This window comes from Sphingomonas zeae (genome assembly GCF_014197135.1).
Lineage (GTDB): Bacteria > Pseudomonadota > Alphaproteobacteria > Sphingomonadales > Sphingomonadaceae > Sphingomonas > Sphingomonas zeae.
In genome coordinates, this window is record NZ_JACIFA010000019.1 from 18,096 (window position 1) to 40,933 (window position 22,838).

The 22,838-nt window shown below is 66.8% G+C and carries 19 protein-coding genes and 1 tRNA gene; 18 read left to right on the top strand and 2 right to left on the bottom strand.

Features of this window, described 5'->3' with window-relative positions:
* Nucleotides 1-75: 75 nt before the first annotated feature.
* The gene (locus GGR45_RS17865; protein ID WP_175310316.1) at nt 76-1,011 is read right to left on the bottom strand and encodes an L-threonylcarbamoyladenylate synthase; all 936 of its coding nucleotides are present in this window, start codon (nt 1,009-1,011) and stop codon (nt 76-78) included.
* 105 nt (nt 1,012-1,116) lie between these two features.
* On the opposite strand from GGR45_RS17865, the gene GGR45_RS17870 reads away from it, so the two are divergent.
* From GGR45_RS17870 to GGR45_RS17945, 16 genes are all read left to right on the top strand, one after another.
* Nucleotides 1,117-1,935: an arylamine N-acetyltransferase family protein gene (locus GGR45_RS17870; protein ID WP_175310315.1), complete on the top strand. Its 819-nt coding sequence runs from the start codon at nt 1,117-1,119 to the stop codon at nt 1,933-1,935.
* A gap of 392 nt (nt 1,936-2,327) precedes the next feature.
* Nucleotides 2,328-2,639, top strand: coding sequence for an STAS domain-containing protein (locus GGR45_RS17875; RefSeq protein ID WP_175310314.1), 312 nt, complete (start codon nt 2,328-2,330; stop codon nt 2,637-2,639).
* Nucleotides 2,636-3,004, top strand: coding sequence for a response regulator (locus tag GGR45_RS17880; protein ID WP_175310313.1), 369 nt, complete (start codon nt 2,636-2,638; stop codon nt 3,002-3,004). The genes GGR45_RS17875 and GGR45_RS17880 overlap by 4 nt, the downstream gene beginning before the upstream one ends.
* Complete coding sequence (locus tag GGR45_RS17885) at nt 3,001-4,980, top strand: chemotaxis protein CheA (RefSeq protein ID WP_175310312.1); 1,980 nt, start codon at nt 3,001-3,003, stop codon at nt 4,978-4,980. The genes GGR45_RS17880 and GGR45_RS17885 overlap by 4 nt, the downstream gene beginning before the upstream one ends.
* Before the next feature lie 4 nt (nt 4,981-4,984).
* Entirely contained in the window at nt 4,985-5,488 is a 504-nt protein-coding gene (locus GGR45_RS17890) for a chemotaxis protein CheW (protein WP_175310311.1), read from the top strand.
* A gap of 30 nt (nt 5,489-5,518) precedes the next feature.
* Nucleotides 5,519-7,321, top strand: coding sequence for a methyl-accepting chemotaxis protein (locus GGR45_RS17895; protein ID WP_183989020.1), 1,803 nt, complete (start codon nt 5,519-5,521; stop codon nt 7,319-7,321).
* A gap of 23 nt (nt 7,322-7,344) precedes the next feature.
* Nucleotides 7,345-7,803 carry a chemotaxis protein CheW gene (locus GGR45_RS17900; protein ID WP_415640742.1) on the top strand — a complete coding sequence of 153 codons (459 nt, stop codon included), beginning with the start codon at nt 7,345-7,347 and terminating at the stop codon, nt 7,801-7,803.
* Nucleotides 7,804-7,836: 33 nt separating this feature from the next.
* On the top strand, nt 7,837-9,756 hold the full coding sequence (locus GGR45_RS17905; RefSeq protein ID WP_175310272.1) for a methyl-accepting chemotaxis protein: 1,920 nt from the start codon (nt 7,837-7,839) through the stop codon (nt 9,754-9,756).
* 176 nt (nt 9,757-9,932) lie between these two features.
* Nucleotides 9,933-11,621, top strand: a complete 1,689-nt coding sequence (locus GGR45_RS17910) for a methyl-accepting chemotaxis protein (protein WP_183989021.1) — start codon at nt 9,933-9,935, stop codon at nt 11,619-11,621.
* The gene (locus GGR45_RS17915; RefSeq protein WP_175310451.1) at nt 11,618-12,106 is read left to right on the top strand and encodes a chemotaxis protein CheW; all 489 of its coding nucleotides are present in this window, start codon (nt 11,618-11,620) and stop codon (nt 12,104-12,106) included. Before GGR45_RS17910 ends, GGR45_RS17915 begins: the two co-directional genes overlap by 4 nt.
* A gap of 70 nt (nt 12,107-12,176) precedes the next feature.
* On the top strand, nt 12,177-13,034 hold the full coding sequence (locus GGR45_RS17920) for a CheR family methyltransferase (protein ID WP_246358307.1): 858 nt from the start codon (nt 12,177-12,179) through the stop codon (nt 13,032-13,034).
* Between the two features lie 5 nt (nt 13,035-13,039).
* Entirely contained in the window at nt 13,040-14,113 is a 1,074-nt protein-coding gene (locus GGR45_RS17925; protein ID WP_175310453.1) for a protein-glutamate methylesterase/protein-glutamine glutaminase, read from the top strand.
* A gap of 13 nt (nt 14,114-14,126) precedes the next feature.
* Complete coding sequence (locus GGR45_RS17930) at nt 14,127-15,866, top strand: hypothetical protein (protein ID WP_175310454.1); 1,740 nt, start codon at nt 14,127-14,129, stop codon at nt 15,864-15,866.
* 151 nt (nt 15,867-16,017) lie between these two features.
* A complete protein-coding gene (gene poxB / locus GGR45_RS17935; protein WP_175310455.1) occupies nt 16,018-17,742 on the top strand; it encodes a ubiquinone-dependent pyruvate dehydrogenase in 1,725 nt (574 codons plus the stop codon).
* On the top strand, nt 17,739-18,257 hold the full coding sequence (locus tag GGR45_RS17940) for an FUSC family protein (RefSeq protein ID WP_175310456.1): 519 nt from the start codon (nt 17,739-17,741) through the stop codon (nt 18,255-18,257). Before poxB ends, GGR45_RS17940 begins: the two co-directional genes overlap by 4 nt.
* A 219-nt stretch (nt 18,258-18,476) precedes the next feature.
* On the top strand, nt 18,477-20,342 hold the full coding sequence (locus tag GGR45_RS17945) for a glycoside hydrolase family 127 protein (protein WP_246358308.1): 1,866 nt from the start codon (nt 18,477-18,479) through the stop codon (nt 20,340-20,342).
* A gap of 296 nt (nt 20,343-20,638) precedes the next feature.
* Here GGR45_RS17945 and GGR45_RS17950 read toward each other — a convergent pair.
* Nucleotides 20,639-20,714, bottom strand: a tRNA-Val gene (locus tag GGR45_RS17950).
* Nucleotides 20,715-20,902: 188 nt separating this feature from the next.
* Here GGR45_RS17950 and GGR45_RS17955 point away from each other — a divergent pair.
* Together GGR45_RS17955 and GGR45_RS17960 are read left to right on the top strand one after the other, a co-directional pair.
* Nucleotides 20,903-21,379, top strand: coding sequence for a hypothetical protein (locus GGR45_RS17955; RefSeq protein ID WP_175310458.1), 477 nt, complete (start codon nt 20,903-20,905; stop codon nt 21,377-21,379).
* Nucleotides 21,379-22,689, top strand: a complete 1,311-nt coding sequence (locus GGR45_RS17960) for a DNA-packaging protein (protein ID WP_175310479.1) — start codon at nt 21,379-21,381, stop codon at nt 22,687-22,689. Before GGR45_RS17955 ends, GGR45_RS17960 begins: the two co-directional genes overlap by 1 nt.
* Nucleotides 22,690-22,838: the final 149 nt, after the last annotated feature.

The window sequence follows — 22,838 nt, forward strand, 5'->3', positions numbered from 1 at the left end:
TGGGGGCGGGGTCGGCGTCAGCTTTCGATCCCGCCCCGTTCCGCCTGAGCACAGTCGAAGGCCACGTCCCGAACCCTACCGCGTGGCCGCCCGCCTCAGCCGGTCGTTGATCGCTTCGCCGATCCCCTCCATCGGGATGGGAGCCACGGCCAGCCTCGCGCAATGGCTGGCATCGGCGCGGTGTAGCGCCTCGAACAGTCTTGCCGCCGCTTCGACCGGATCGCCGCTCTCCGACAGGCTGTCATGCCCGCGCACGGCGCCAAAGCCGATCAGCCATTCGTCCGCCGCCGCCTGGGCCACGTCCAGGCGCAGGGGTTTGCGCGGGGCATAATGGCTGGCAAGCTGGCCCGGCGCGGTTACGATGGCGGGCGCTTCGGGGCCTTGCCTCATATCGCCCAGCACCTGCGCCAGCATCGCCGCCGTCACCGGGCCGGGGCGCAGGATGGTGCGACCTGCGACGATGGTCGATTCCAGACCCGCCTCGGTCGCGCCGTCGTCGAGGATCGGCACCTCCGGCCCCAGGCTGGCGCGGACATGGCGGCTGCGGGTCGGGCTGATCCCGCCGCTGGCATTGGCGGAGGGCGCGGCAAGCGGGCGGCCGGTTTCGGCCAGCAGCGCCTGCATCGCGCGGTGACGCGGCACGCGGATTGCGACCGTGTCCAGCCCTGCCGTTACCAGCGACGCGATGCCCACGCCATCGTTCAGCGGGCGAACCAGGGTGAGGGGGCCGGGCCAGAAGGCTTCGGCCAGCGCCAGCGCATCGTCGTCGAAGCCGGCCAGCGCGCGTGCCGCCGCCAGATCGGGGACATGGACGATCAGCGGATTGAACGACGGACGCCCCTTGGCCGTATAGATGCGCGCCACCGCGCGCGCGTCGGTCGCGTCGGCGGCGAGGCCATAGACCGTCTCGGTCGGCACCGCGACGATGCCGCCGTCCAGGATCACGGACGCGGCGGCGCGGATCGCGTCCGGGCCGAAGGGCAGGGTCGGGTCGTCGGGGGGAAAGGTCATGATCGCCCCCGCCTATATCCCCTCGCGCGCAGGGACAGAAGGGGGCGGGGAACCGGCTGGCTCCCCCTTCGACAATTCCGGTTCGGCCCCCTAAAGGACGGGCGCATGTTCGATCTCGATTCCTATCTCGCCCGTATCGCTCTGCCCTCGCGCGTGACTGTCGATGCCGAAGGGCTGGCGCGGTTGCAATGGGCGCATCGCCAGGCCATTCCGTTCGAGAATATCGATGTCCGGCTCGGCCGTCCCATCGCGATCGACAGCGCAGGCGTCTTCGCCAAGCTGGTGGTGGCCAAGCGCGGCGGCTATTGCTTCGAACAGAACCGACTGTTCCTCGACGCGCTGGCCGCGCATGGCTTTTCCGCTCGGCCGCTGCTCGCGCGGGTCTGGCTGGGGGCGACGGAAGTGCCGCCGACCACGCATACGCTCAGCCTCGTTCATATCGACGGGCAGGACTGGATCGCCGATGCGGGCTTTGGAGGCAGCTATTCACCTCCCATGCCGCTGTTCGAGGGAGCCGAGACGACCGCGCCCGACGGCGCGCGCTTCCGGCTGGCCCGCGATCCCCAGCATGGCTGGATGCTGCTGCGTGACGGGCACCCCGGCCTGACCGATGGCCGCGCGACGGGTGAGGGATGGCAGCCCCAGTATAGCTTCACCACCGATCATGTGTGGGATGCAGACCTGGGACTGGCCAATCACTGGACCTCGACCGCGCCGGACAGCCGTTTCCGCCAGGCGACGATCGTCAGCATCGTTCTTCCGCGCGGGTTTGCTGCGCTGACCGACCGGCATTATCGCCGCCGGATCGGACAGGACGAGACCGCCGCGACGATCGGCGATCCGCGCGTGTATCGAATGCGATTGAGCCTGATGTTCGGAATCGATCTGACCGCCGAGGAAGCGGGCGCGCTGTTCGCCGAATAACGGATGCGCTGCCCCTGCAAAAGGGGCTTCCGCGACTCGACAGGCCGGTCGGGGAGTCGCCCTTCGACGTGACGATTGTCTCATGCGCCGGAGATAAGCCCATTGTGGTGCTTGTCCGAAAGGCGTGCGAGCGACCAATGCCCATTTTCGACATATAGCGTCGCCATTTAAGCTGGATTTTACTATTGCCTGCTACACCGCCCGATGAATTGGGGGGTATTGCAGATGACAAGGTGTGGAATGATCCCGCTGGAACCGATGGGTTTCGGCCGGGCCGCCTCTGTGGACCGGGCGGCTGCCGCCCCGGTCGGGCTTGCTTGGTATTTCATGAGCTTTTGATTGGGCCGCGGGGAAATCCCGCGTGTCCGGACCTTTGACCTGAAGGATACATCATGTCGATCACCATGGTGATGGCAAGCGAGGACGTGTGCCTGCCGACCATCGGCGCTTTGGCCGAAGACTTGAAGAATGCGATCGCGCCCGATGCGACCGTCCGGCTTGACCTGACCGCTGCCGCTTCGCCGGACCTCAGTGTCATTCAGCTCGTCCAGTCGGCGCGTCTCAGCGCGGCGGCGGCGGGGTGCGATTTCGCGCTGTCGGCGCCTGCCGACGCGACGCTGCGCGCGCTGCTGACCCGTGCGGCCTTCCTGCCCGCCTCGGCGAACGACACCCAATTCTGGCTTCACGGAGACACCGTCCAATGACCGCTTCCATCCTGACCGTCGACGACAGCGCGAGCCTGCGCATGGCGATTCGTATCGCCCTGACCGGCGCGGGCTATACGGTGACGGAAGCCGCCGACGGCGCCGAGGGGCTGGCCAAGGCGACTGAAACCCGGTTCGACCTGATCGTCACCGATCTCAACATGCCCAATATGGATGGGCTGGAGATGATCCGCGCGCTGCGCCAGCAGCCGTCGCAGGCCGGCGTGCCGATCATCTTCCTGACCACCGAATCGGACGATTCGATGAAGGCACAGGCCAAGGCGGCGGGCGCGACCGGCTGGCTGGTCAAGCCGTTCCAGCCCGAACAGCTGATCCGCGTCGCCCAGAAGGTGCTGGCACGATGAGCGGCCCTGGGAGCGGCGAGGATCCGACAGCCGCCTTTCGGATCGAGGCGGGCGAGCTTCTCGAACAGGTCGAACAGGGCCTGCTCGACCTGGAGCACCGGCTGGACGACATGAACCTCGTCAACGCCGTGTTCCGAGGCCTTCACACGCTGAAGGGCTCGGGCGCGATGTTCGGCTTCGATGCGCTGGCCGCCTTCACCCATCACTGCGAAAGCGCGTTCGACCGTGTCCGCAAGGGCGATGTCCGTGCGACGCCCGAACTGGTTTCGGTGATCCTGTCGGCGGCGGACCATATGCGCGCGCTGGTCGATGGCGATGCCCCGGCCGCACATGGCCAGGCGATCCTGGACCGGCTGGCGGGGGCGGTCGATGCCGCGGCCGGGGGCGGTGCGCCCGTTCCCGCTCCGGCGCCGCGCAAGCAGGGCTGGGCGCTGTCCTTCCGCCTGCCGCCCGACGCCATGGCCAACGGCACCAGCCCACTGGCGCTGCTCGACGAGCTGCGCGAACTGGGCGAAGCGACGATCGTGGCGACCTTCGACAAGGTGCCCACGCTCGACGACCTCAACCCCGGCCATTGCTTCGTCGGCTGGGACTGCACGCTGATCGGCGACATTTCGCGCGAGGCGATCGAGGACGTGTTCCTGTTCGTCATGGACGATATGGAAATCACCATCACCCCGCTGGCGGTCGAAGAGGCCGAGGCGGAGGTGGCGGCGACGCCGGAACACGCGTCCGTGACCATGGATGCGCCGGTGGCCGCCAACGACACGACGCCGCGCGGAGCCTCGGCCAACCGCTCGCAGGGCGAGCATGTCCGCGTGCCCGCCGAGCGTCTGGACGAACTGATGGACCGCGTCGGCGAACTCGTCATCGCGCAGAGCCGTTTGTCGCAGCTGGCGGGCAACGGTCATGACCTCAGCCTGCGCTCGGTGTCGGAGGAGATTGAGCGTCTGGCGGGCGAGATGCGCGACACGATGATGATCCTGCGCATGGTGCCGGTGTCGACGCTGTTCGGCCGTTTCCGCCGCCTGATCCACGATCTGGCCAACGAGACCGGCAAGGCGATCGAGCTGGTGACCGAAGGCGAAACGACCGAGGTCGACAAGACCGTGATCGAGCGTCTGTTCGATCCGCTGGTCCACATCATCCGCAACAGCTGCGACCACGGCCTGGAAAAGGCCGCAGACCGTATCGCGGCGGGCAAGTCGGCCAGCGGCGTGATCCGCTTGAGTGCGCATCAGGCAGGCGGCGAAGTCCTCATCACCATCACCGATGACGGACGCGGCATCGATGTCGAGCGGGTCCGCGCCAAGGCGGAGGCCAATGGCCTGATCCAGCCCGGCCAGGTGGTGAGCGAGGACGAACTCCTTGGCCTGATCTTCCATCCCGGCTTCTCGACGGCGGCGCAGGTCACGAACCTGTCGGGCCGGGGCGTGGGCATGGATGTGGTCAAGCGCACGATCGAAAGCCTGCGCGGCTCGATCGACGTGAAGAGCGTGTCCGGCCAGGGGTCAACCATCACGCTGCGCATCCCGCTGACGCTGGCGATCATCGAGGGGCTGCTCGTCCGGGTGGGCGAGGGACGCTATGTGATCCCGCTCGCGGCGGTCGAGGAATGCCTGGAGCTGTCGCTGGAGGAGGATTTGCGCTCGCGCGGGCGCAGCATCATCACGCTGCGCGAACGGCTGGTGCCCTTCCTGCGGTTGCGGGACCTGTTCGAGACGGGGACCAAGCCCGACACCTATCAGAAGATCGTCGTGGTCGGCACGGGTGCCGAGCGCGTCGGCCTGGTCGTCGACCAGATCGTCGGCAACCACCAGACGGTCATCAAGGCCATGTCGCCGCTCCACCGCAACGTCGCCGCCTTTGCGGGCGCGACCATCCTGGGCGACGGTTCGGTCGCCCTGATCCTCGACATCGCCCAGCTCATTGCGCTGAGCCAGCCCAGGGAGGAGCGGCGTCTGGCCGCTGGATAAGCCCATGCCGTATCACAAAGTACCCCATTGGACGCCCGACAACGGCCTGGAGGTCCTGACCTTCGGCCTGGGCGGAGAGACCTTCGCACTGGAGGCGGGCATCGTCCGAGAGATTCTGGACATGATGCCGGTGACGATGGTGCCGGGCGCGGATGCGCTTGCCGCCTCGGTCATCAATTTTCGCGGTCGCATCGTGCCGCTCGCCGATCTGCGCGGCTCGTTCGGGATGGAGGCGCATGCCGCCACCGCCGACAGCCGGATCATCGTGATCGAACTGGACATGGACGGCGCGCCCATTCTGATCGGGCTGACCGCCGACCGCGTCGACGAAGTCACGGTGCTCCATGCGGGCGATGCCGAGGAGGCGCCCGTCATCGGTATGCGCTGGCCGCGCGAGCATGTCCGCTGCCTGGTTCGGCGCGGGGGCGATGTCGTCGTCCTGCCCGACCTAGCCGCCCTGTTTTCCCGTCTCACCGCCCGTGGCGGTGAACCTGTCAGCGTTCACTGATTTCACCAGTTTCGGGGGGGTAACATAAACATGCGTGCAACGATTAAACTCAAGCTGGGCGTGACGTTCACGCTCATCGTCTGTCTGCTACTGGCCGTCGTCGGCGTCGGCGTGACCAAGATGAGCGTCCTCAACGAGGCGATCACCGAGGTCATAGCGGGGCCGGCCAAGCGGCTGGAAATCGCGGTCCGCGTCAACGAGCGGATCAGCAAGGTTCTGCGCTTCGAAAAGAACATGGCGCTGACCGAGGACGAGGAGTTGACCCAGAAGTTCGATGCCGAGGTCTTGAAGGCGCGCAACGAGGCGCGGGACCTGATCGCCACGGGCACCAACATGGCAACAGCCGAGGGCAAGCCGCGCTGGATGCAGGTCCAGGCGCTGTTCGACCAATATGTGCCGATCAACGATCAGGTTCGTCGTTTGGCGATGGCCAACAAGAATGCCGAAGCGGGGCAGATCTCGATCTCCAAGTCGCGTGAGCTTGCCGGGCAGATGACCGCGGAGCTCGACCAGATCGTCGGCATCGCGCAGCAGGGCATGAAGCAGGCCGACGCCGATACCGATGCGCAATATGCCAATGCCCGCAACGTCCTGTTCATCACCGCCGGTCTGGCGCTGCTGATCGCGGTGGCGGGTGCTTTCTGGATTTCGCGCCTCGTTTCGCAGGGCTTGAAGACGGTGTCCGTGGCGATCGACGCGGTGGCGATCGGGGACCTGTCCCAGGACGTGGTCGTCCACTCGAACGATGAGATCAAGGATCTGGTCGACACCGTCAACCGCATGACCGCCAACCTGCGCGAAAGCGCGCAACTGGCCGACACGATCGCCAGCGGCGACCTGACCGTCAACCATCAGCCGCTGTCCGACAAGGACGTTCTGGGCCATGCGTTGATCGCCATGGTCGACCGTCTGCGCGGCGTCGTGGGCGATGCCACCCAGGCGGCGCAGAATGTCGCGGCGGGTAGCCAGCAGCTGTCGTCCTCATCGGAACAGGTGAGCCAGGGCGCGACCGAACAGGCGGCGGCAGCCGAGGAAGCCTCGGCTTCGATGGAGCAGATGGCGGCCAACATCAAACAGAATGCCGACAATGCCGCGCAGACCGAGAAGATCGCGCGCCAGTCGTCGCAGGACGCCGAGCAGAGCGGCCAGGCGGTGCAGAAGGCGGTCGTGGCGATGCGCACCATCGCCGAGAAGATCGGCATCGTGCAGGAAATCGCGCGCCAGACCGATCTGCTGGCACTGAACGCCGCCGTCGAGGCAGCGCGTGCGGGCGAACATGGTCGCGGTTTCGCGGTGGTGGCCGCAGAGGTCCGCAAGCTGGCCGAGCGCAGCCAGTCGGCGGCGGCCGAGATCAGCGGCATGTCCTCCGACACCGTCTCCGCGGCGACCCAGGCCGGCGAGATGCTGACCCGACTGGTGCCCGACATCCGCCGCACCGCCGAACTGGTCGCCGAGATCAGTGCCGCGTGCCGCGAACAGGATATCGGCGCGGTCCAGATCAACGAGGCGATCCAGCAGCTCGACAAGGTGACGCAGCAGAATGCCTCGGCCTCCGAGCAGATCTCGTCGACGTCGGAAGAACTGGCTGGCCAGGCCGAGGAGCTTCAGGAAAGCATCGCCTATTTCCGGGTCGAGGCTGGCGGCGACCACGCCCGTCCCAAGGCGGCGGTCCGCAAGCCCGCAGCACGCGCCTCGGCCAAGCCCGCCAAATCGGCAGCCGCTCCGCGCTCCGGCTCGGTCGCCGACCAGCAGGCCCGTGCGCGTGGCTTTGCACTCGACCTGACCAATGGGGGGCCGGACGGCGAGGACGCCGAATTCGGACGCGCGGCCTGAGCGGCGCGCACGACATCCAGGTCGTGGTCTTCGGTCTCGGGGAGGAGGAATTCGCCCTCCCCGTCACCACGGTCCGCGAAATCCTGGACCATCGCAACGCCTATCGGGTGCCTCACGCACCCGACTGGTTCCTGGGGTTGACCGATGTGCGCGGCGAGTCCGTGCCGATGGTCGACCTGCGCGTCCGGCTGGGCCTGAGCCCGGTCGAGCCGACGCTGACCACCCGCATCCTGGTCGTCGACATGACCGGGGACGAAGGCAAGCCGCTTGCGCTCGGGCTGGTGGTCGACCGGGTGCTCGACGTGGCGACCTTCGCCGCCGACTCGGTCGAGGGTGCGCCCGATCTGGGCGGTCGCTGGCGGTCGGACCAGATCGAGGCGATCCTGCGGCGGGGCGCGGGCTTCGTCGCGCTGCTCGATCCGATGCGCCTGTTCGGCGCGACTGACCTTGACGCGACCCGCACGGTCGCCTCGGCGGCCTGAGCGGTCGCTTCATAGCCCTATCAGGAGACGATAATGCGGTTCCATGCTTCGTTGAAAGACACATCGCATGTCGATGTCGCCACGGCCGAGATCGGCCGACTGCAGCGGGCCTTTGCCCAGGGACGGCTGGACGAACGGGCCGACCTGTCGGGGGCGACCGGGAAGGCGCGCGACATGCTGGTCGCGGTCAACGATCTGCTGGAAACCGCCGCGATGCCCGCCGCCGCCTTCAACCAGCGGCTGGCGCATGTCGCCGCCGAGCATGAGCGGGGCGATATCGACGTGATTCTCCCCGTCGACGAATTCCACGGCGATTTGGCTGCCGCGGCCCGAACCGTCAACGAGCTGGTCGCAAGCCATATCGCGGTCAAGAAACGCGCCATGGCCTGCATCCAGTCGCTGGCGCAGGGCGATTTCGAGGCACCGCTCGCACCGCTGCCGGGCAAGAAGGCGTTCATCAACGATACGATCGAGCAGCTTCGCGGCAATCTGAAGGGCCTGATCGCGGAGATGAATACCATGTCGGCCGAGCATGATCGGGGTGACATCGACGTGTTCGTGCCGGTGGAGAAGTTCCAGGGCGATTTCGGCGTCATGGCCCGCCGCCTGAACGAGATGGTCGTCAACCATATCGCCGCCAAGAAGATGGCGATGGCCTGCATCCGGCAGTTCGGCGAGGGCAATTTCGACGCGCCCATGCAACAGCTGCCGGGCAAGAAGGCGTTCATCAATGACACGATCGAACTGCTGCGCGCCAATTTCAAGGCGATCATCGGCGAGATCCAGCGCCTGATCGCGGCCTCGACGGCGGGCAGGCTCAGCGAGCGCGGCGACGCGACCCGCTTCCCCGGCGACTTCGCCGGGCTGGTCAGCGGGATCAACGGGATGCTCGACGCGATCCTGCTTCCGATCGGAGAGGGCAACCGCGTCCTCAACCTGGTCAGTACCGGATCGCTGCTCGAACGGGTCGAGATTGAATGCGACGGCGATCACCGGCGCATGAAGGATGCGATCAACCATCTGGTCGACAATCTCACCCATTTCGCGACCAATGTCGCAAGCGCCGCCGATCAGGTCGCCAGCGGCAGCCAGCAGCTGTCCTCCGCCTCCGAACAGGTGTCCGAAGGGGCGACCGAGCAGGCGGCGGCGGCCGAGGAAGCCTCGGCCTCGATGGAGGAGATGGCGGCCAACATCAAACAGAATGCCGACAATGCCGCGCAGACCGAGAAGATCGCGCGCCAGTCGTCGCAGGACGCCGAGCAGAGTGGCCAGGCGGTGCAGAAGGCGGTCGTGGCGATGCGCACCATCGCCGAGAAGATCGGCATCGTGCAGGAAATCGCGCGTCAGACCGATCTGCTGGCGCTGAACGCCGCCGTCGAGGCCGCGCGTGCGGGCGAACATGGCCGCGGTTTCGCGGTGGTGGCCGCAGAGGTCCGTAAGCTGGCCGAGCGCAGCCAGTCGGCGGCGGCCGAGATCAGCGGCATGTCCTCTGCCACCGTCTCTGCGGCGACCCAGGCCGGCGAGATGCTCGTCAAGCTGGTGCCCGACATCCGCCGCACCGCCGAACTGGTCGCCGAGATCAGCGCCGCGTGCCGTGAACAGGATATCGGTGCGTCCCAGATCAACGAGGCGATCCAGCAGCTCGACAAGGTAACGCAGCAGAACGCCTCGGCCTCGGACGAGATTTCCAGCACCTCGACCCAGTTGGCCGGGCGTGCCGAGGATCTGCAGGATAGCATCACCTTCTTCCAGGTTGCCAAGGGCGCACGCCCTGTCGAAGCCAAGCCTGCGGTCCGCAAGCCTGCGCCCCGCCAGGCGATCGCCAAGGCGCCCAAGGCCCCGGCGCGCGCAGGTTCGGTCACGCACCAGCAGGCACGGGTCCGCGGCTTCGCGCTCGATCTGAGCGAGGGCGGGCCGGACGGGGAGGACGCGGAGTTCGGCCACGCGGCCTGACACGACCCCGGATCAGCGGAGTGCCGGGGGGCACTTCGCTGATCTGCACCAATTATTGCGCCGATATCAGTTTTTTTGACCAATAATTCATCACTTTAGGCTCATCATATTCTCCAGTTTCTCCGGGTGATTTCATGACATCCGAAACGGTTAAACATCATACGGGGGGTGGGTCCATGCGTATAACGATCAAGGCCAAGCTGGCCGGTACATTCGCGATAGTGTTGTTGCTTCTGGCTGTTGTCGTCGGAGTCGGGGTTTCAAAAATCAACGCATTGAACGTGATGATCACAGAGATCATCGACGGGCCGGCACAACGCATGAAGCTGTCCTTGATGGCTGATGGCGATATCGGCCGTGCAATTCGCGCCGAAAAGAACATGATGCTGACGCAGGACATCACGCAAACGCGTAACTTCGACAGCACCTTTGCCCAATATGACGCCAAGATTCAGGAAAGCCTGAGCAGTGGTCTGAAGATCTCCACCGACCAGGGGCGGCCGCTATGGACCAGGGCGTTGGACGAGTGGCGCGCCTATAAGAATGTCAGCGACCGTGCACGTGCCTTGGCACTGCAGAACCAGAATGCCGAGGCCGGCGTCATTTCGATGACCGAAGGCCGCGCGATCGCGGTGAGCCTCAGCGAAGCGCTGGGCAAGCTGGCGGAAAACACGCAGGGCCAGATGGTCAAGGCCAAGGGCGATGCTGCGGCGCTCTATGGGTCGGCGCGTACCACCTTGATGGCCACGGCGGTCGTCGCGCTGCTGATCGCGATTGCGGGCGCGCTGTGGGTCGCGCTGCTGGTGTCCAAGGGCCTGCGCAAGATCGAGGAAGCGGTTTCCGCCGTCGCCGAGGGCGATCTCTGCACCGAGGTTTCGGTCGCCAGCAATGACGAGATCAAGGATCTGGTCGACACCGTCAACCGGATGACCCTGCGCCTGCGCGAGACGATCGGCCAGACCACCCATGCGGCGCAGAATGTCGCGGCGGGTAGCCAGCAACTGTCGTCCTCGTCGGAACAGGTGAGCCAGGGCGCGACCGAGCAGGCGGCGGCAGCCGAGGAAGCCTCGGCTTCGATGGAGCAGATGGCGGCCAACATCAAACAGAATGCCGACAATGCCGCGCAGACCGAAAAGATCGCGCGCCAGTCGTCGCAGGACGCCGAGCAGAGCGGCCAGGCGGTGCAGAAGGCGGTCGTGGCGATGCGCACCATCGCCGAGAAGATCGGCATCGTGCAGGAAATCGCGCGTCAGACCGATCTGCTGGCGCTGAACGCCGCCGTCGAGGCAGCGCGTGCGGGCGAACATGGTCGCGGTTTCGCGGTGGTGGCCGCAGAGGTCCGTAAGCTGGCCGAGCGCAGCCAGTCGGCGGCGGCCGAGATCAGCGGCATGTCCTCCGACACCGTCGCTGCGGCGACCCAGGCCGGCGAGATGCTCGTCAAGCTGGTGCCCGACATCCGCCGCACCGCCGAACTGGTCGCCGAGATCAGTGCCGCGTGCCGCGAACAGGATATCGGCGCGGTCCAGATCAACGAGGCGATCCAGCAGCTCGACAAGGTGACGCAGCAGAATGCCTCGGCCTCCGAGCAGATCTCGTCGACGTCGGAAGAACTCGCCAGCCAGGCCGAGGAGCTTCAGGAAAGCATCGCCTATTTCCGCGTCGAAGGGCACGGCGCCCAGACCCGCTCCACCGGGCTTCGCGCCCCGCTGCCCCGGAGCAAGGCGAAGCCCAAGGCCGTTGCTGCCACCCCGGCCTCGCGTCCGGGTTCGGTCGCCGATCAGCAGGCCCGCGTGCGCGGCTTCGCACTCGACCTGGCCATTGGTGGCCCGGACGGCGAGGACGCCGCCTTCGGACGCGCGGCATGAGCGGCACGCACGACATCCAGGTCGTGGTCTTCGGTCTCGGGGAGGAGGAATTCGCCCTCCCCGTCACCACGGTCCGCGAGATTCTGGACCATCGCAACGCCTATCGGGTGCCTCACGCACCCGACTGGTTCCTGGGTTTGACCGATGTGCGCGGCGAGTCCGTGCCGATGGTCGACCTGCGCGTCCGGCTGGGCCTGAGCCCGGTCGAGCCGACGCTGACCACCCGCATCCTGGTCGTCGACATGACCGGGGACGAGGGCAAGCCGCTTGCGCTCGGGCTGGTCGTCGACCGGGTGCTGGACGTGGCGACCTTCGCCGCCGGCTCGGTCGAGGGTGCGCCCGATCTGGGCGGTCGCTGGCGGTCGGACCAGATCGAGGCGATCCTGCGGCGGGGCGCGGGCTTCGTCGCGCTGCTCGATCCGGCGCGGCTGTTCGGTGCCGATGGCGCGCAGTCCGCGCTGGCCGATCTCGGTATGGCGGCATGATCGCATAACCTACCGGCCGTCTCGTGCGGCGGCCGGTCCATTCTTCCCGCTTCTGACAGGAGCCGTCCCTTTGAGCAATCTTGCCCCCGCGGCGGCGGCGCCGTCTCCTGACGCGCTGCAGCGCCGCGATTTCGATCGCATCTCCGCTTATGTCTACAAGGAGTGCGGCATTCGCCTGCCGCCCGCCAAGATGACGATGATCGAAGGCCGTCTGCGCCGCCGGGTGCGCGCGACCGGGCTGAGCAGCCTGGGGGATTATTGCGCCTGGGTGTTCCAAGCCGATCATCTGGAAAGCGAGCGCGAGCATCTGTTGAATGCGGTCACCACCAACAAGACCGACTTTTTCCGCGAGCCCAAGCATTTCGACTATCTGATGGGCACGGTGATGCCGCGCTTGCGCGACGAGGGGGCTCGCCGGGTACGGGTGTGGAGCGCGGCCTGCTCGACAGGCGCGGAGCCCTATACGCTGGCGATGCTGCTCGACGCCTTTGCCGCAGACAAGGGCGGTCCGGATTTCGGCATCCTGGCGACCGATCTGGACAGCGAGGTGCTGCGTACCGCGCGCCGGGGCATCTATCCCGCCGCGATGTTCGATCCGGTCCCGGCGGCCTTGCGCAAACGCTATGTGCTGAGCGCCAGCGACCCGAAGCGTGACGAGATGCGCATCGTGCCCGCGCTGCGCTCGGCGATCGGCTTTGCCCAGATGAACCTGATGGATGAGCGCTATCCGGTGGGCGATCCGATGGACATCATCTTCTGTCGTAACGTGCTCATCTATTTCGACAAGCCGACGCAGGAGAGGGTCGTCCGCCGCCTGACCGAGTGCCTGCGCCCCGGTGGCTGGCTGTTCCTTGGCCATTCCGAATCGACCACGGGTTTCGACCTTCCTCTGACCACGGTGTCCAACACCGTGTTCCAACGGATCTGACGGCCATGAAGAAAATCCGCGTCCTGGTGATCGACGACAGCGCCAGCGTCCGTCAGGCGATGACTGCGATCCTGTCCGCCGATCCCGAGATTCAGGTGGTGGCCGCCGCCGCCGATCCCTTCGCCGCTGCCCGCCATATCCAGGACGAAGTGCCCGACGTCATCACCCTCGATGTCGAGATGCCGCGCATGGACGGCATCACCTTCCTGCGCAAGCTGATGGCGCAGCGTCCATTGCCGGTGGTGATGTGTTCCTCCCTGGTGGAGGAGGGCTCGGAAACGCTTCTCCAGGCGCTGGAAGCCGGGGCGGTCGACGTCATCCTGAAGCCGCGCGTCGGTGTCGCCGATCATCTGAACGAAGCGCATATGATGATTCGCGAGACGGTGAAAGGCGCAGCCAAGGCCAAGCTCGGCGCGCGGCGCTCCGCACGCTCGCTGTCACCGGCGCAGAAGCTGACCGCCGATGCCGTCCTGCCGCCGCCGACGGGGCGCGCCATGAGTCGGACGACCGAGATGGTGGTGTGCATCGGCGCCTCGACCGGCGGGACCGAGGCGCTGCGCGAAGTGCTGGAGGCGCTGCCCGCCAATTCGCCGGGCATCGTCATCGTCCAGCACATGCCCGAGAGCTTCACCCGTGCCTTCGCCAAGCGGCTGGACGGGCTGTGCCAGGTCGACGTCAAGGAAGCCGAGGATGGCGACACGGTGATGCGCGGCCGGGTACTGATCGCGCCGGGCGGCCTGCGTCATACCATGCTGGAACGGCAGGGCGCACGCTATGTTGTGTCGGTGCGCGAAGGACCGCTGGTCTCGCGCCATCGTCCTTCGGTCGATGTGCTGTTCCGCTCGGCGGCGCGCAATGCCGGGGCCAATGCGGTCGGCATCATCCTGACCGGCATGGGCGACGACGGGGCGCGCGGCCTCCTCGAAATGAAACAGGCGGGCGCGCGCACCTTTGCGCAGGACGAGGCGACATCGGTCGTGTTCGGCATGCCCAAGGAAGCGATCGCGCGCGGTGCGCACGACAAGATCATCCCGCTGAGCAGCGTCGCACGCGAACTGCTTCACGCCACGGCCCGTTAAGAAGGAACGACAGATGTTTGTGGCACGGATCGATACCGACAACGCCGCCCCGCTGACCGGCGATGGACCGGCCCCCGCCATGGCCTTCGCGGAACTGGCGGACCAGGTGCAGGACCGGATGGGCGGCCTGGAGGATGCGTTTCGCGAAACGGGCGAGACGCTGGCCGCGGCGGTCGGCACGATCGACGGCATGGCGCAAGGGCTGGCGAGCATCCGCCAGGACCTGTCGCACGACACCGCCGGCGTAGCGGTCTCCCGGCTGCGCGACGTCGCCTATCGCCTCATCACCCTGCCGATCATCCAGAAGCGGCGCGCGATCGAGGTCGAGACGCTGACCGGTCGGACCCGCGAACTGCGCGGCCTGCTGAACGAGGTCAGCACCATCCTGAAGCTGCTCGGCATCTATGGGATGAACATCAAGATCGCCTCGTCAGGCGAAGCGGCGTTCTTCAACTTCGTCGTCGGCATGGACGAGAAGCTGACCACCGGTCGCCAGGAACTGCGGCAGATCGAGCGGCAGCTCGACCAGTTCGGCCGCGTGGTCGGCGACGTGCAGCAGGCCGACCGGCTGCTCGCGACCGAATGCGAGCGCGCCGGAGCCGCGGTGCCCGCCGAACTGACCGCCAATGCCAATGCGCTTCAGGACCATGTCGAGGCGGTGATGCGGATGACCGACGAGGTCGGCGGCATCGTTCGCACGGTGCAGGGCGAGGTCGCCCGCATCCTGGGCGCGATCCAGATCGGCGACAGCGTGCGCCAGCGTGCCGAACATGCGATCGCCATGCTGCGTCGGGTCGCGTCGCAGGACGGGGCCGCGCCCGTGCCGGACGGCGCAAAGGCGCATATGGCCCGGCTGGTCGCCGCGCAGCTGGACGCGATGGCGGACGAGTTCGGACGCGAGATCGGATCGATCATCACTTCGTTGGAACGGCTGGGGCCGCTGGCGGATCACCTGCGCGATCTGCTGGGATCACAAGGCGGCGATGACGGCCAGCTGTTGTTCCGGCTGGAACATGGCATCGCCTCGCTGCGCAGTGTCACCGACCAGCTTTGCGACGCCGATGGCCATCTCGCCGAACTGACCGGCTTTGTCAGCCGTACCCTGGCGGACCTGACCGAAGGGCTCAGCCGCATCCGCCATATCGCCGTCAATGTGCAGGATATCTCGACCAACACCCAGTTGCTGTGCCGCCGCCACGGGGCGCTGGGCCGCGCGGTCGCGGTGATCGCCAAGGAAGTTGCGCCCTGCGCCAGCCGGCTCGACCAGTTGAGCGTGGCGGTCGGCTCGCTGATCGGCGTGCTGAGCGGCATCGACCTGGTTCAGGACAGCGCGCAGGGGCAGGGCGGCGATACGCGCGGCGCGCTTCAGGAAGCGCTGGCGGTGGTGCGGCGCGCCTGCGAAAGCTCGGCGGGCGCCATGGTCAAGGGGGGCGGGGATGCCGAACGGATCGTCGCTTCGCTCCAGGCTGGCGCCGAGGATCTGGGCCGGCAGCGCGACTTTGTCGAAACACTCTGCGGGGTCGCGCGGGGGCTGACCCATTATGCCGACCAAGTCGCGCCCGAAACGCCCGAGGGGACCGAGCTGACGGCCGCGGACGAGGCCGTGCTGGCCGAACTGCTGCCCTGGGCGGCCAGCCTCTATACCATGGCGTCCGAACGGTTGATCCACGCGGCGTTCTTGCTGCCCGGCATGGAGCCGGTCGCCACGGTGGCGGCGGTGTCGTTCGACGATGACGATGACGGGCTGTTCTGATCCGGGTTGCAGGATGGTTTAGCCGTCTTGCAAAAACTTCACATGGGGGGCGCGAAGCTATTCGCGCCCCGGCTCGTTTCGCCCTTGCAACATGAACACGGGGCCTCATGCTATGGGTGAGGCTCCGATCACGGCAAGGGAATGATGAGCCATGGTCGAGACGATCGCCGATCTTCTGAACCGCACCCTGATGGAGGCGGGCGTCGAGCGAATCTGGGGCGTGACCGGGGACAGCCTCAACGCCTTCAACGATTCGCTTCGGAAATCGGGCGCGATCCGGTGGATGCATGTCCGCAACGAGGAAGCGGGCGCTTTTGCGGCGGGAGCGGAAGCGGCGGCGACCGGCGCCCTGGCCGTCTGTGCGGGCAGTTGCGGGCCGGGCAATCTTCACCTCATCAACGGGCTCTATGACTGCCATCGCAACCATGTGCCGGTGCTGGCGATCGCGGCGCATATCCCGTCGAGCGAGATCGGTCTCGGCTATTTCCAGGAAACCCATCCGACCGAGCTGTTCCGCGAATGCAGTCATTTCTGCGAGATGGTGCAGGACCCGCGGCAGATGCCGGAACTGCTCCACCGCGCGATCCGCACGGCGATCGGACGGCGCGGTGTCGCGGTGCTGGTCATCCCCGGCGATGTCGCGCTGAAGCCCGCGCCCGAGACGCGTCGCGTCGCCTTCCCGCCGCTTGCCACGCCGCGTCTCGTACCTCCGCCGCAGGAGCTGGGAAAGATCGCCGAACTGCTCAATGGGTCAAAGGCGGTGACGTTGCTGTGCGGCGCAGGCACGGCGGGCGCGCATGACGAGGTGGTGGCGCTGGCCGAAGCGCTCAAAGCCCCCATCGTCCATGCCTATCGCGGCAAGGAATGGATCGAATACGACAACCCCTATGATGTCGGCATGACCGGGCTGATCGGCTTTTCGTCGGGCTATCACGCGATGTTGGAATGCGACACGCTGTTGATGCTGGGCACCGATTTTCCCTATCGCAACTTTTATCCCGAAAAGGCGAAGGTGGTGCAGGTCGACCGGGACCCCGGCGCGCTGGGGCGGCGAGTGCCGCTCGACCTGGGCGTCGTCGGTGACGTGGCCGAGGTGGCGCGCGGCCTGATCCCGCTGATCTCCGGCGAACGGGACGGGCGGTTCCTGGACAAGGCGCGCGCGCATTACCGCGATGCGCGTAAAGGGCTGGATGATCTGGCCACCCCGCGCGACGGCGAAGAGCCACTGCATCCGCAATTCGTCGCGCGGATGATCGACCGGCTGGCCGACGGGGATGCCGTCTTCACGGCCGATGTCGGCACGCCCGCCGTCTGGGCGGCGCGGTATCTGACGATGAATGGCAAAAGGCGGCTGATCGGGTCGTTCAACCATGGCTCGATGGCCAACGCCCTGCCACAGGCGCTGGGTGTGCAGGGCGCCTGTCCGGGGCGACAGGTGGTATCGCTGTCGGGAGATGGCGGCCTGACCATGTTGATGGGCGACATGCTGACCGCTGTTCAGATGAAGCTGCCGGTCAAGATCGTCGTCTTCAACAACTCGACGCTCGGCTTCGTCGCACTGGAGCAGAAGGCGGCGGGCTATGTCGATGCCAATGTCGCGCTCCACAATCCAGACTTTGGCGCGATCGCGCGCGAGATGGGCTATTTCGGGGTGCGCGTCACCCGCTCCGACGCGCTGGAGGGGGCGTTGCGCGAGGCGTTCGCGCATGACGGCCCGGCGCTGGTCGATGTCGTGACCGAGACGCAGGAACTCATCATGCCGCCCAAGATCCAGGTCGAACAGGTCAAGGGGTTCAGCCTCTATGCCGCGCGCGCGGTCCTGAGCGGGCGGGGGGACGAGGTGCTGGAACTGGCCAGGGCGAATCTGTTTCGATGACGCCACCGCCCGCGCTACGGAAGTGGGTGACGGCGCATGCCTTGCGCGAGGAGACGGTCCGGTCGGTTGCCTTCGTCGCACGATGCACCGGCGCGGCGGTGCTGGCGCTGAGCATCGCCGATCGCCTGCACCTCGACCACCCGGTCTGGGCGAGCGTATCGGCGCTGGTCGTATCGCAGGATAGGCTGGGCGATACGCATCGGTCGCTCACCTGGCGGATCGTCGCGACACTGATCGGGGTGGCGGTGGCCCTGCTCGTGGCCTTCGCCCTGCCGGGCGCGGGGGCGGTCGCGATGCTGGCGGTGGCGGTCGGCGTCACCGCGGCCATTGCGCGTATCCGCACCGAATTGCGGGTGTGCATGTGGACCTCGGTCATCGTGCTGCTGACCGTGCCGCCGGGCGGGACGATCCTGACCGCCGCGCTGGCCCGCGCGCAGGAAGTGCTGCTGGGCGTCGCCATCGGCGCGATCCTGCACTGGGGCTTCGAGCGGCTATTATTCCGCCACACCGACTGATTATCTGTCCGACAAATAATCACTGTTCAGCCGCTGCCAATACGCAAATTTTGTGGCCAAGCTCGAAACCATTTGCGGATTCGGGCTGTCCGACGCAAACTGCCAAAAAAATAGAATAGTCGGAGAAGATCGGTGCCTTCATGCTGTCCCGCCCCGTCGCGGCGTCAAGTCCTTGCCACGGCCAGTACGGCTGCGCTGGCGACCGGATGGGGGGCGGTGATGCCAGCCTCCGCCTGGGCGCAGAATGGAGTCGGCGCCAAGTCGATGGCTCCCGTGCCCGCCAATGCGGTCCAGCCCTTCGACATGGCCGACGTCGCGCTGGCCGACAGCCTTTTCCTCCACGCGCAGAAAATGACCGAGGCGTATCTGATGCGCCTGCAACCCGACCGGATGCTCGCCAATTTCCGCAAGAATGCCGGATTGAAGCCCAAGGCGCCGGTCTATGGCGGCTGGGAGTCGGAGGAGCAGTGGGCCGACATCAATTGCCACGGCCATACGCTCGGCCATTATCTCTCGGCCTGCGCGCTCGCCTATCGCGCGACTAAGGACAAGCGCTACCGCCAGCGCATCGACTATATCGCGAACGAACTGGCGGCGTGCCAGCAGGCGGCTGGCACTGGCTTGGTCTGCGCCTTCCCCAAGGGGCCTGCGCTGGTCGCGGCGCACCTGCGCGGCGAGCCGATCACCGGGGTGCCCTGGTACACGCTGCACAAGGTCTATGCGGGGCTTCGTGACTCGGTGCAATTGGCGGGGAGCGAGGCGGCGCGGCCCGTGCTGATCCGGCTGGCGGACTGGGGCGTCGTCGCGACCAAGCCCTTGTCCGACGAACAGTTCGAGAAGATGCTCGAGACCGAATATGGCGGCATGAACGAGATTTACGCCGACCTGTATTTCATGACCGGCAACGAGGATTATCGCCGCGTCGCCGAGCGTTTCTCGCAAAAGGCGGTGATGAAGCCGCTGACGCAAGGCCGCGATTATCTCGACGGGATGCATGCCAATACGCAGATTCCCAAGATCATCGGGTTCCAGCGCGTCTATGAGGCGAATGGCGACGACGCCTATCACAACGCCGCCGCCTTTTTCTGGCGGACGGTCGCGCATACCCGCGCCTTTGCGACCGGCGGGCATGGCGATGGCGAGCATTTCTTCGCGATGGCCGATTTCGACAAGCATGTTTTCTCGGCCAAGGGGTCGGAAACCTGTTGCCAGCATAATATGCTGAAGCTGACCCGCGCGCTGTTCCTGCGCGATCCGCAGGCCGAATATGCCGATTATTACGAGCGCACGCTCTACAACGGCATCCTCGCCTCGCAGGATCCAGATTCGGGCATGGCGACCTATTTCCAGGGCGCGCGGCCCGGGTACATGAAGCTGTACCACACCCCCGAGGACAGTTTCTGGTGCTGCACCGGCACGGGCATGGAAAATCATGTGAAGTATCGCGACTCGATCTACTTCCATGACGACCGCGCGATCTATGTGAACCTGTTCATCCCCTCGACCGTGACCTGGGCCGACAAGGGCGCGTCCCTGACCCAGACCACGCGCTTTCCCGAGGCAGCGAACACCCAGTTCCGCTGGAAACTGCGCCAGCCGACCGAGCTGACCCTGAAGCTGCGCCACCCGAAATGGAGCCGCACCGCGACCCTGCTGGTCAACGGCGCGGAAGTGTCGCGTTCCGACAAGCCCGGAAGCTATGCCGAGCTGACCCGGACATGGAAGACCGGCGATACGGTCGAATGGCGTCTGGTCATGGAACCCGCTGTCGAGAGCGCCCCCGCGACGCCACAGATCGTCGCCTTCACCTATGGCCCGCTGGTCCTGGCGGGCGCGCTGGGCCGCGACGGCCTGGCACCGGGCGCGGACATCATCGTCAGCGAACGGAAATATGGCGAGTATAACGACACGCCGTTCCAGGCTCCGACGCTATCGGGCGAGCCCGATGCCTTGACGAAGAGGATCAGCGCCACGGGCAAGCCGCTGGAGTTCACCATCCCGGCGGCGGACGGCCAGCCGGTGCGGCTGGTCCCGTACCACCGCATCGCGCATGAGCGTTATGCGACCTATTGGAAGCTGGCCTGATCGCGGACCACCCCGGCGAAAGCCGGGGTCCAGTTGCCACCCCGTCGTGGGTAAAATCATAAAGAGATTTTGTTCGCGCGGAGGCGCGGAGGACGCAGAGAGGGTGTCCGATCGGCTGCGGCACGTCTTCGTCACCAGGCGGAGAGAGGCGTAAAGCTGCCGCAGGCGAGACACCTCCGCGTTCTCCGCGCCTCTGCGCGAACAACATCGTTCTCGGCTCGCCGCCGTTTCACCGCACACATAACATCTGGACCCGGCCTTCGCCGGGGTGGTGCCATTAGGCTGATGGTGGAAAATGGTGGGCGATGACGGGCTCGAACCGCCGACATTCTCGGTGTAAACGAGACGCTCTACCAACTGAGCTAATCGCCCCCTCTCGGGAAGCCCCGCCTAATGCCGATGCGCTCCGCATCTGGCAAGCCGCTTTTATGCCTCCAACCCATCTGGTTCGTTTGTTGGATACAAACCCCGGCGCAATCGGTACATAAGGGGAACATCGAGGGGCGGATACGATCGGGGGAGCGGTCGGGTTCGCACTCGGTGTTTCGGGGGGAGTGGGGATGGCCGGAACGGGAAAGGGCGCGCGGTGGACGCTGGCGCGGCGACGGCAATTCCTGGCGGCGCTGGCGATCAGCGCCGACGCGGAGGCGGCGGCATGCGCGGTGGGAGAGACGCTGCGTGCCGCACGCGCCTTGAGGGCGCGCGATCCGGCCTTTGGCGAGGCCTGGGACGCGGCGATCGGCGCGGCACATGCGCTGGTCGAGGAGGGGCTGCTGCGCCGGATGCTCGCCCTGTTGGCGGCCGGGGGCGGGGAGGCAGGAGAGGCCGGTGCGGGGACCACCGGCCTCTCCATCACCCCGCCGCTAAGTGCCACCGAGGTGCAATTTTATCTGAAGCTGCTCAGCCGACGGGATGCGCTGGCTAAGGCTGGTGACGGCGCGAGCGAAGCGGCGCGAGTCGATGCGGCCGAGACCGATGCGGCGCTGGAACGCGCGCTCGACGGGCTGGCGCGGCGGCGGTTGAGGGGGATGCCGTGATGGCGAGGGAGGATGCGGCAACGCGGCTTGCCACGCTGGCGATGCTGGAACCGGGCGCGCGCGAACAGGCGCTAGCCGCTTTGACCTCGGCGCAGAAGCGCGAGTTGGTCGAACGCTGGGAGTTATGGGCGCATGACGGACAGGTGGCGCCGCCGGGCGACTGGCGCGTGTGGCTGATCCGGGCGGGGCGCGGCTTCGGCAAGACGCGCGCTGGGGCGGAATGGGTGAGCGCGCTCGCCCGCGACAATCCGGGTGCGCGGATCGCCTTGATGGGCGCGACCCTGCGCGATGTCGAACGGGTGATGGTGCGCGGCGAAAGCGGGCTGCTCGCGGTGGCACGCAAAGGCGAGACGCCGCGCTGGATCGGCTGTCTGGGGCAGGTGCATTTCGCGTCCGGGGCGATCGGTTTCGCCTATTCGGCGGCGGCGCCCGAAGCCTTGCGTGGGCCACAGCATCATGCGGCCTGGTGTGACGAACTGGGTAAGTGGAAAGGGGAGGCCGGATGGGACAATCTGATGATGACGCTTCGGCTGGGACACCATCCCCGCGTGCTGGTCACAACGACGCCGCGACCCACGCCACTGATGCGCAAGGTGATGGCGCTGCCCGATTGCGTGGAGACGATCGGGCGGACCAGCGACAATTGCCATCTGCCCGACAGTTTCCAGGACGCGATGCTCGCCCAGTACGGCGACACGCGGCTGGGGCGGCAGGAGCTGGACGGCGAGATGGTCGACGACCGCGAGGGAGCCTTGTGGACCCGTGCGCTGCTCGATCGTCAGCGGGCCAAGACAGTGCCTGCGCTCGACCGGGTGGTCGTCGGCGTCGATCCGCCCGCGACCAGCAGCGGCGACGCCTGCGGGATCGTCGCGGTCGGGCTGGGGCGCGACGGGCATGGCTATGTGCTGGAGGATGCCAGCGAAGCGGGCCTGTCGCCCGAGGGCTGGGCGGCGCGGGTGGCGGGGTGCGCCCGGCGGAACCGCGCGGACCGGGTGGTGGCCGAGCGCAACCAGGGCGGCGACATGGTGGAAAGCGTGCTGCGGCTCGCCGACCCGACCCTGCCGGTGCACCTGGTCTACGCCTCGATCGGGAAAGCCGCGCGCGCGGAGCCGGTGTCGTTTCTCTATGCGCAAGGGCGCGTGTGGCATGGCCGAGGGTTTCCGGCGCTGGAGGACGAATTGTGCGGGCTGGGGGTGGCGGGGGCCTATGACGGACCCGGCCGCTCGCCGGATCGCGCCGATGCGCTGGTCTGGGCGCTGACCGAGCTGATGCTGTCGGGGCGCGGGCCGCCGGGGATACGAAATTTGTGAGGACCCGATCCTCCCCGGAACGGGGAGGGGGTGTGGGGACTTTGGCTTGCCCCCGGCAAGCCAAGATTGTGCCGAGGGCACAATCTCGTCCCCACACCGCGAAGCGGTGGTGGAGGGGGATCGCCACAAAGGGCTGACCTGTGTGGAAG

Bases quoted from the DNA above. Each gene is read 5' to 3' on its own strand.
- GGR45_RS17930 (WP_175310454.1), top strand. From the start codon at position 14,127: ATGTTTGTGGCACGGATCGATACCGACAACGCCGCCCCGCTGACCGGC.
- GGR45_RS17940 (WP_175310456.1), top strand. From the start codon at position 17,739: ATGACGCCACCGCCCGCGCTACGGAAGTGGGTGACGGCGCATGCCTTG.
- GGR45_RS17880 (WP_175310313.1), top strand. From the start codon at position 2,636: ATGACCGCTTCCATCCTGACCGTCGACGACAGCGCGAGCCTGCGCATG.
- GGR45_RS17875 (WP_175310314.1), top strand. From the start codon at position 2,328: ATGTCGATCACCATGGTGATGGCAAGCGAGGACGTGTGCCTGCCGACC.
- poxB (WP_175310455.1), top strand. From the start codon at position 16,018: ATGGTCGAGACGATCGCCGATCTTCTGAACCGCACCCTGATGGAGGCG.
- GGR45_RS17885 (WP_175310312.1), top strand. From the start codon at position 3,001: ATGAGCGGCCCTGGGAGCGGCGAGGATCCGACAGCCGCCTTTCGGATC.
- GGR45_RS17925 (WP_175310453.1), top strand. From the start codon at position 13,040: ATGAAGAAAATCCGCGTCCTGGTGATCGACGACAGCGCCAGCGTCCGT.
- GGR45_RS17955 (WP_175310458.1), top strand. From the start codon at position 20,903: ATGGCCGGAACGGGAAAGGGCGCGCGGTGGACGCTGGCGCGGCGACGG.
- GGR45_RS17915 (WP_175310451.1), top strand. From the start codon at position 11,618: ATGAGCGGCACGCACGACATCCAGGTCGTGGTCTTCGGTCTCGGGGAG.
- GGR45_RS17870 (WP_175310315.1), top strand. From the start codon at position 1,117: ATGTTCGATCTCGATTCCTATCTCGCCCGTATCGCTCTGCCCTCGCGC.
- GGR45_RS17905 (WP_175310272.1), top strand. From the start codon at position 7,837: ATGCGGTTCCATGCTTCGTTGAAAGACACATCGCATGTCGATGTCGCC.
- GGR45_RS17910 (WP_183989021.1), top strand. From the start codon at position 9,933: ATGCGTATAACGATCAAGGCCAAGCTGGCCGGTACATTCGCGATAGTG.
- GGR45_RS17945 (WP_246358308.1), top strand. From the start codon at position 18,477: ATGCCAGCCTCCGCCTGGGCGCAGAATGGAGTCGGCGCCAAGTCGATG.
- GGR45_RS17890 (WP_175310311.1), top strand. From the start codon at position 4,985: ATGCCGTATCACAAAGTACCCCATTGGACGCCCGACAACGGCCTGGAG.
- GGR45_RS17895 (WP_183989020.1), top strand. From the start codon at position 5,519: ATGCGTGCAACGATTAAACTCAAGCTGGGCGTGACGTTCACGCTCATC.
- GGR45_RS17865 (WP_175310316.1), bottom strand. From the start codon at position 1,011: ATGACCTTTCCCCCCGACGACCCGACCCTGCCCTTCGGCCCGGACGCG.
- GGR45_RS17960 (WP_175310479.1), top strand. From the start codon at position 21,379: ATGGCGAGGGAGGATGCGGCAACGCGGCTTGCCACGCTGGCGATGCTG.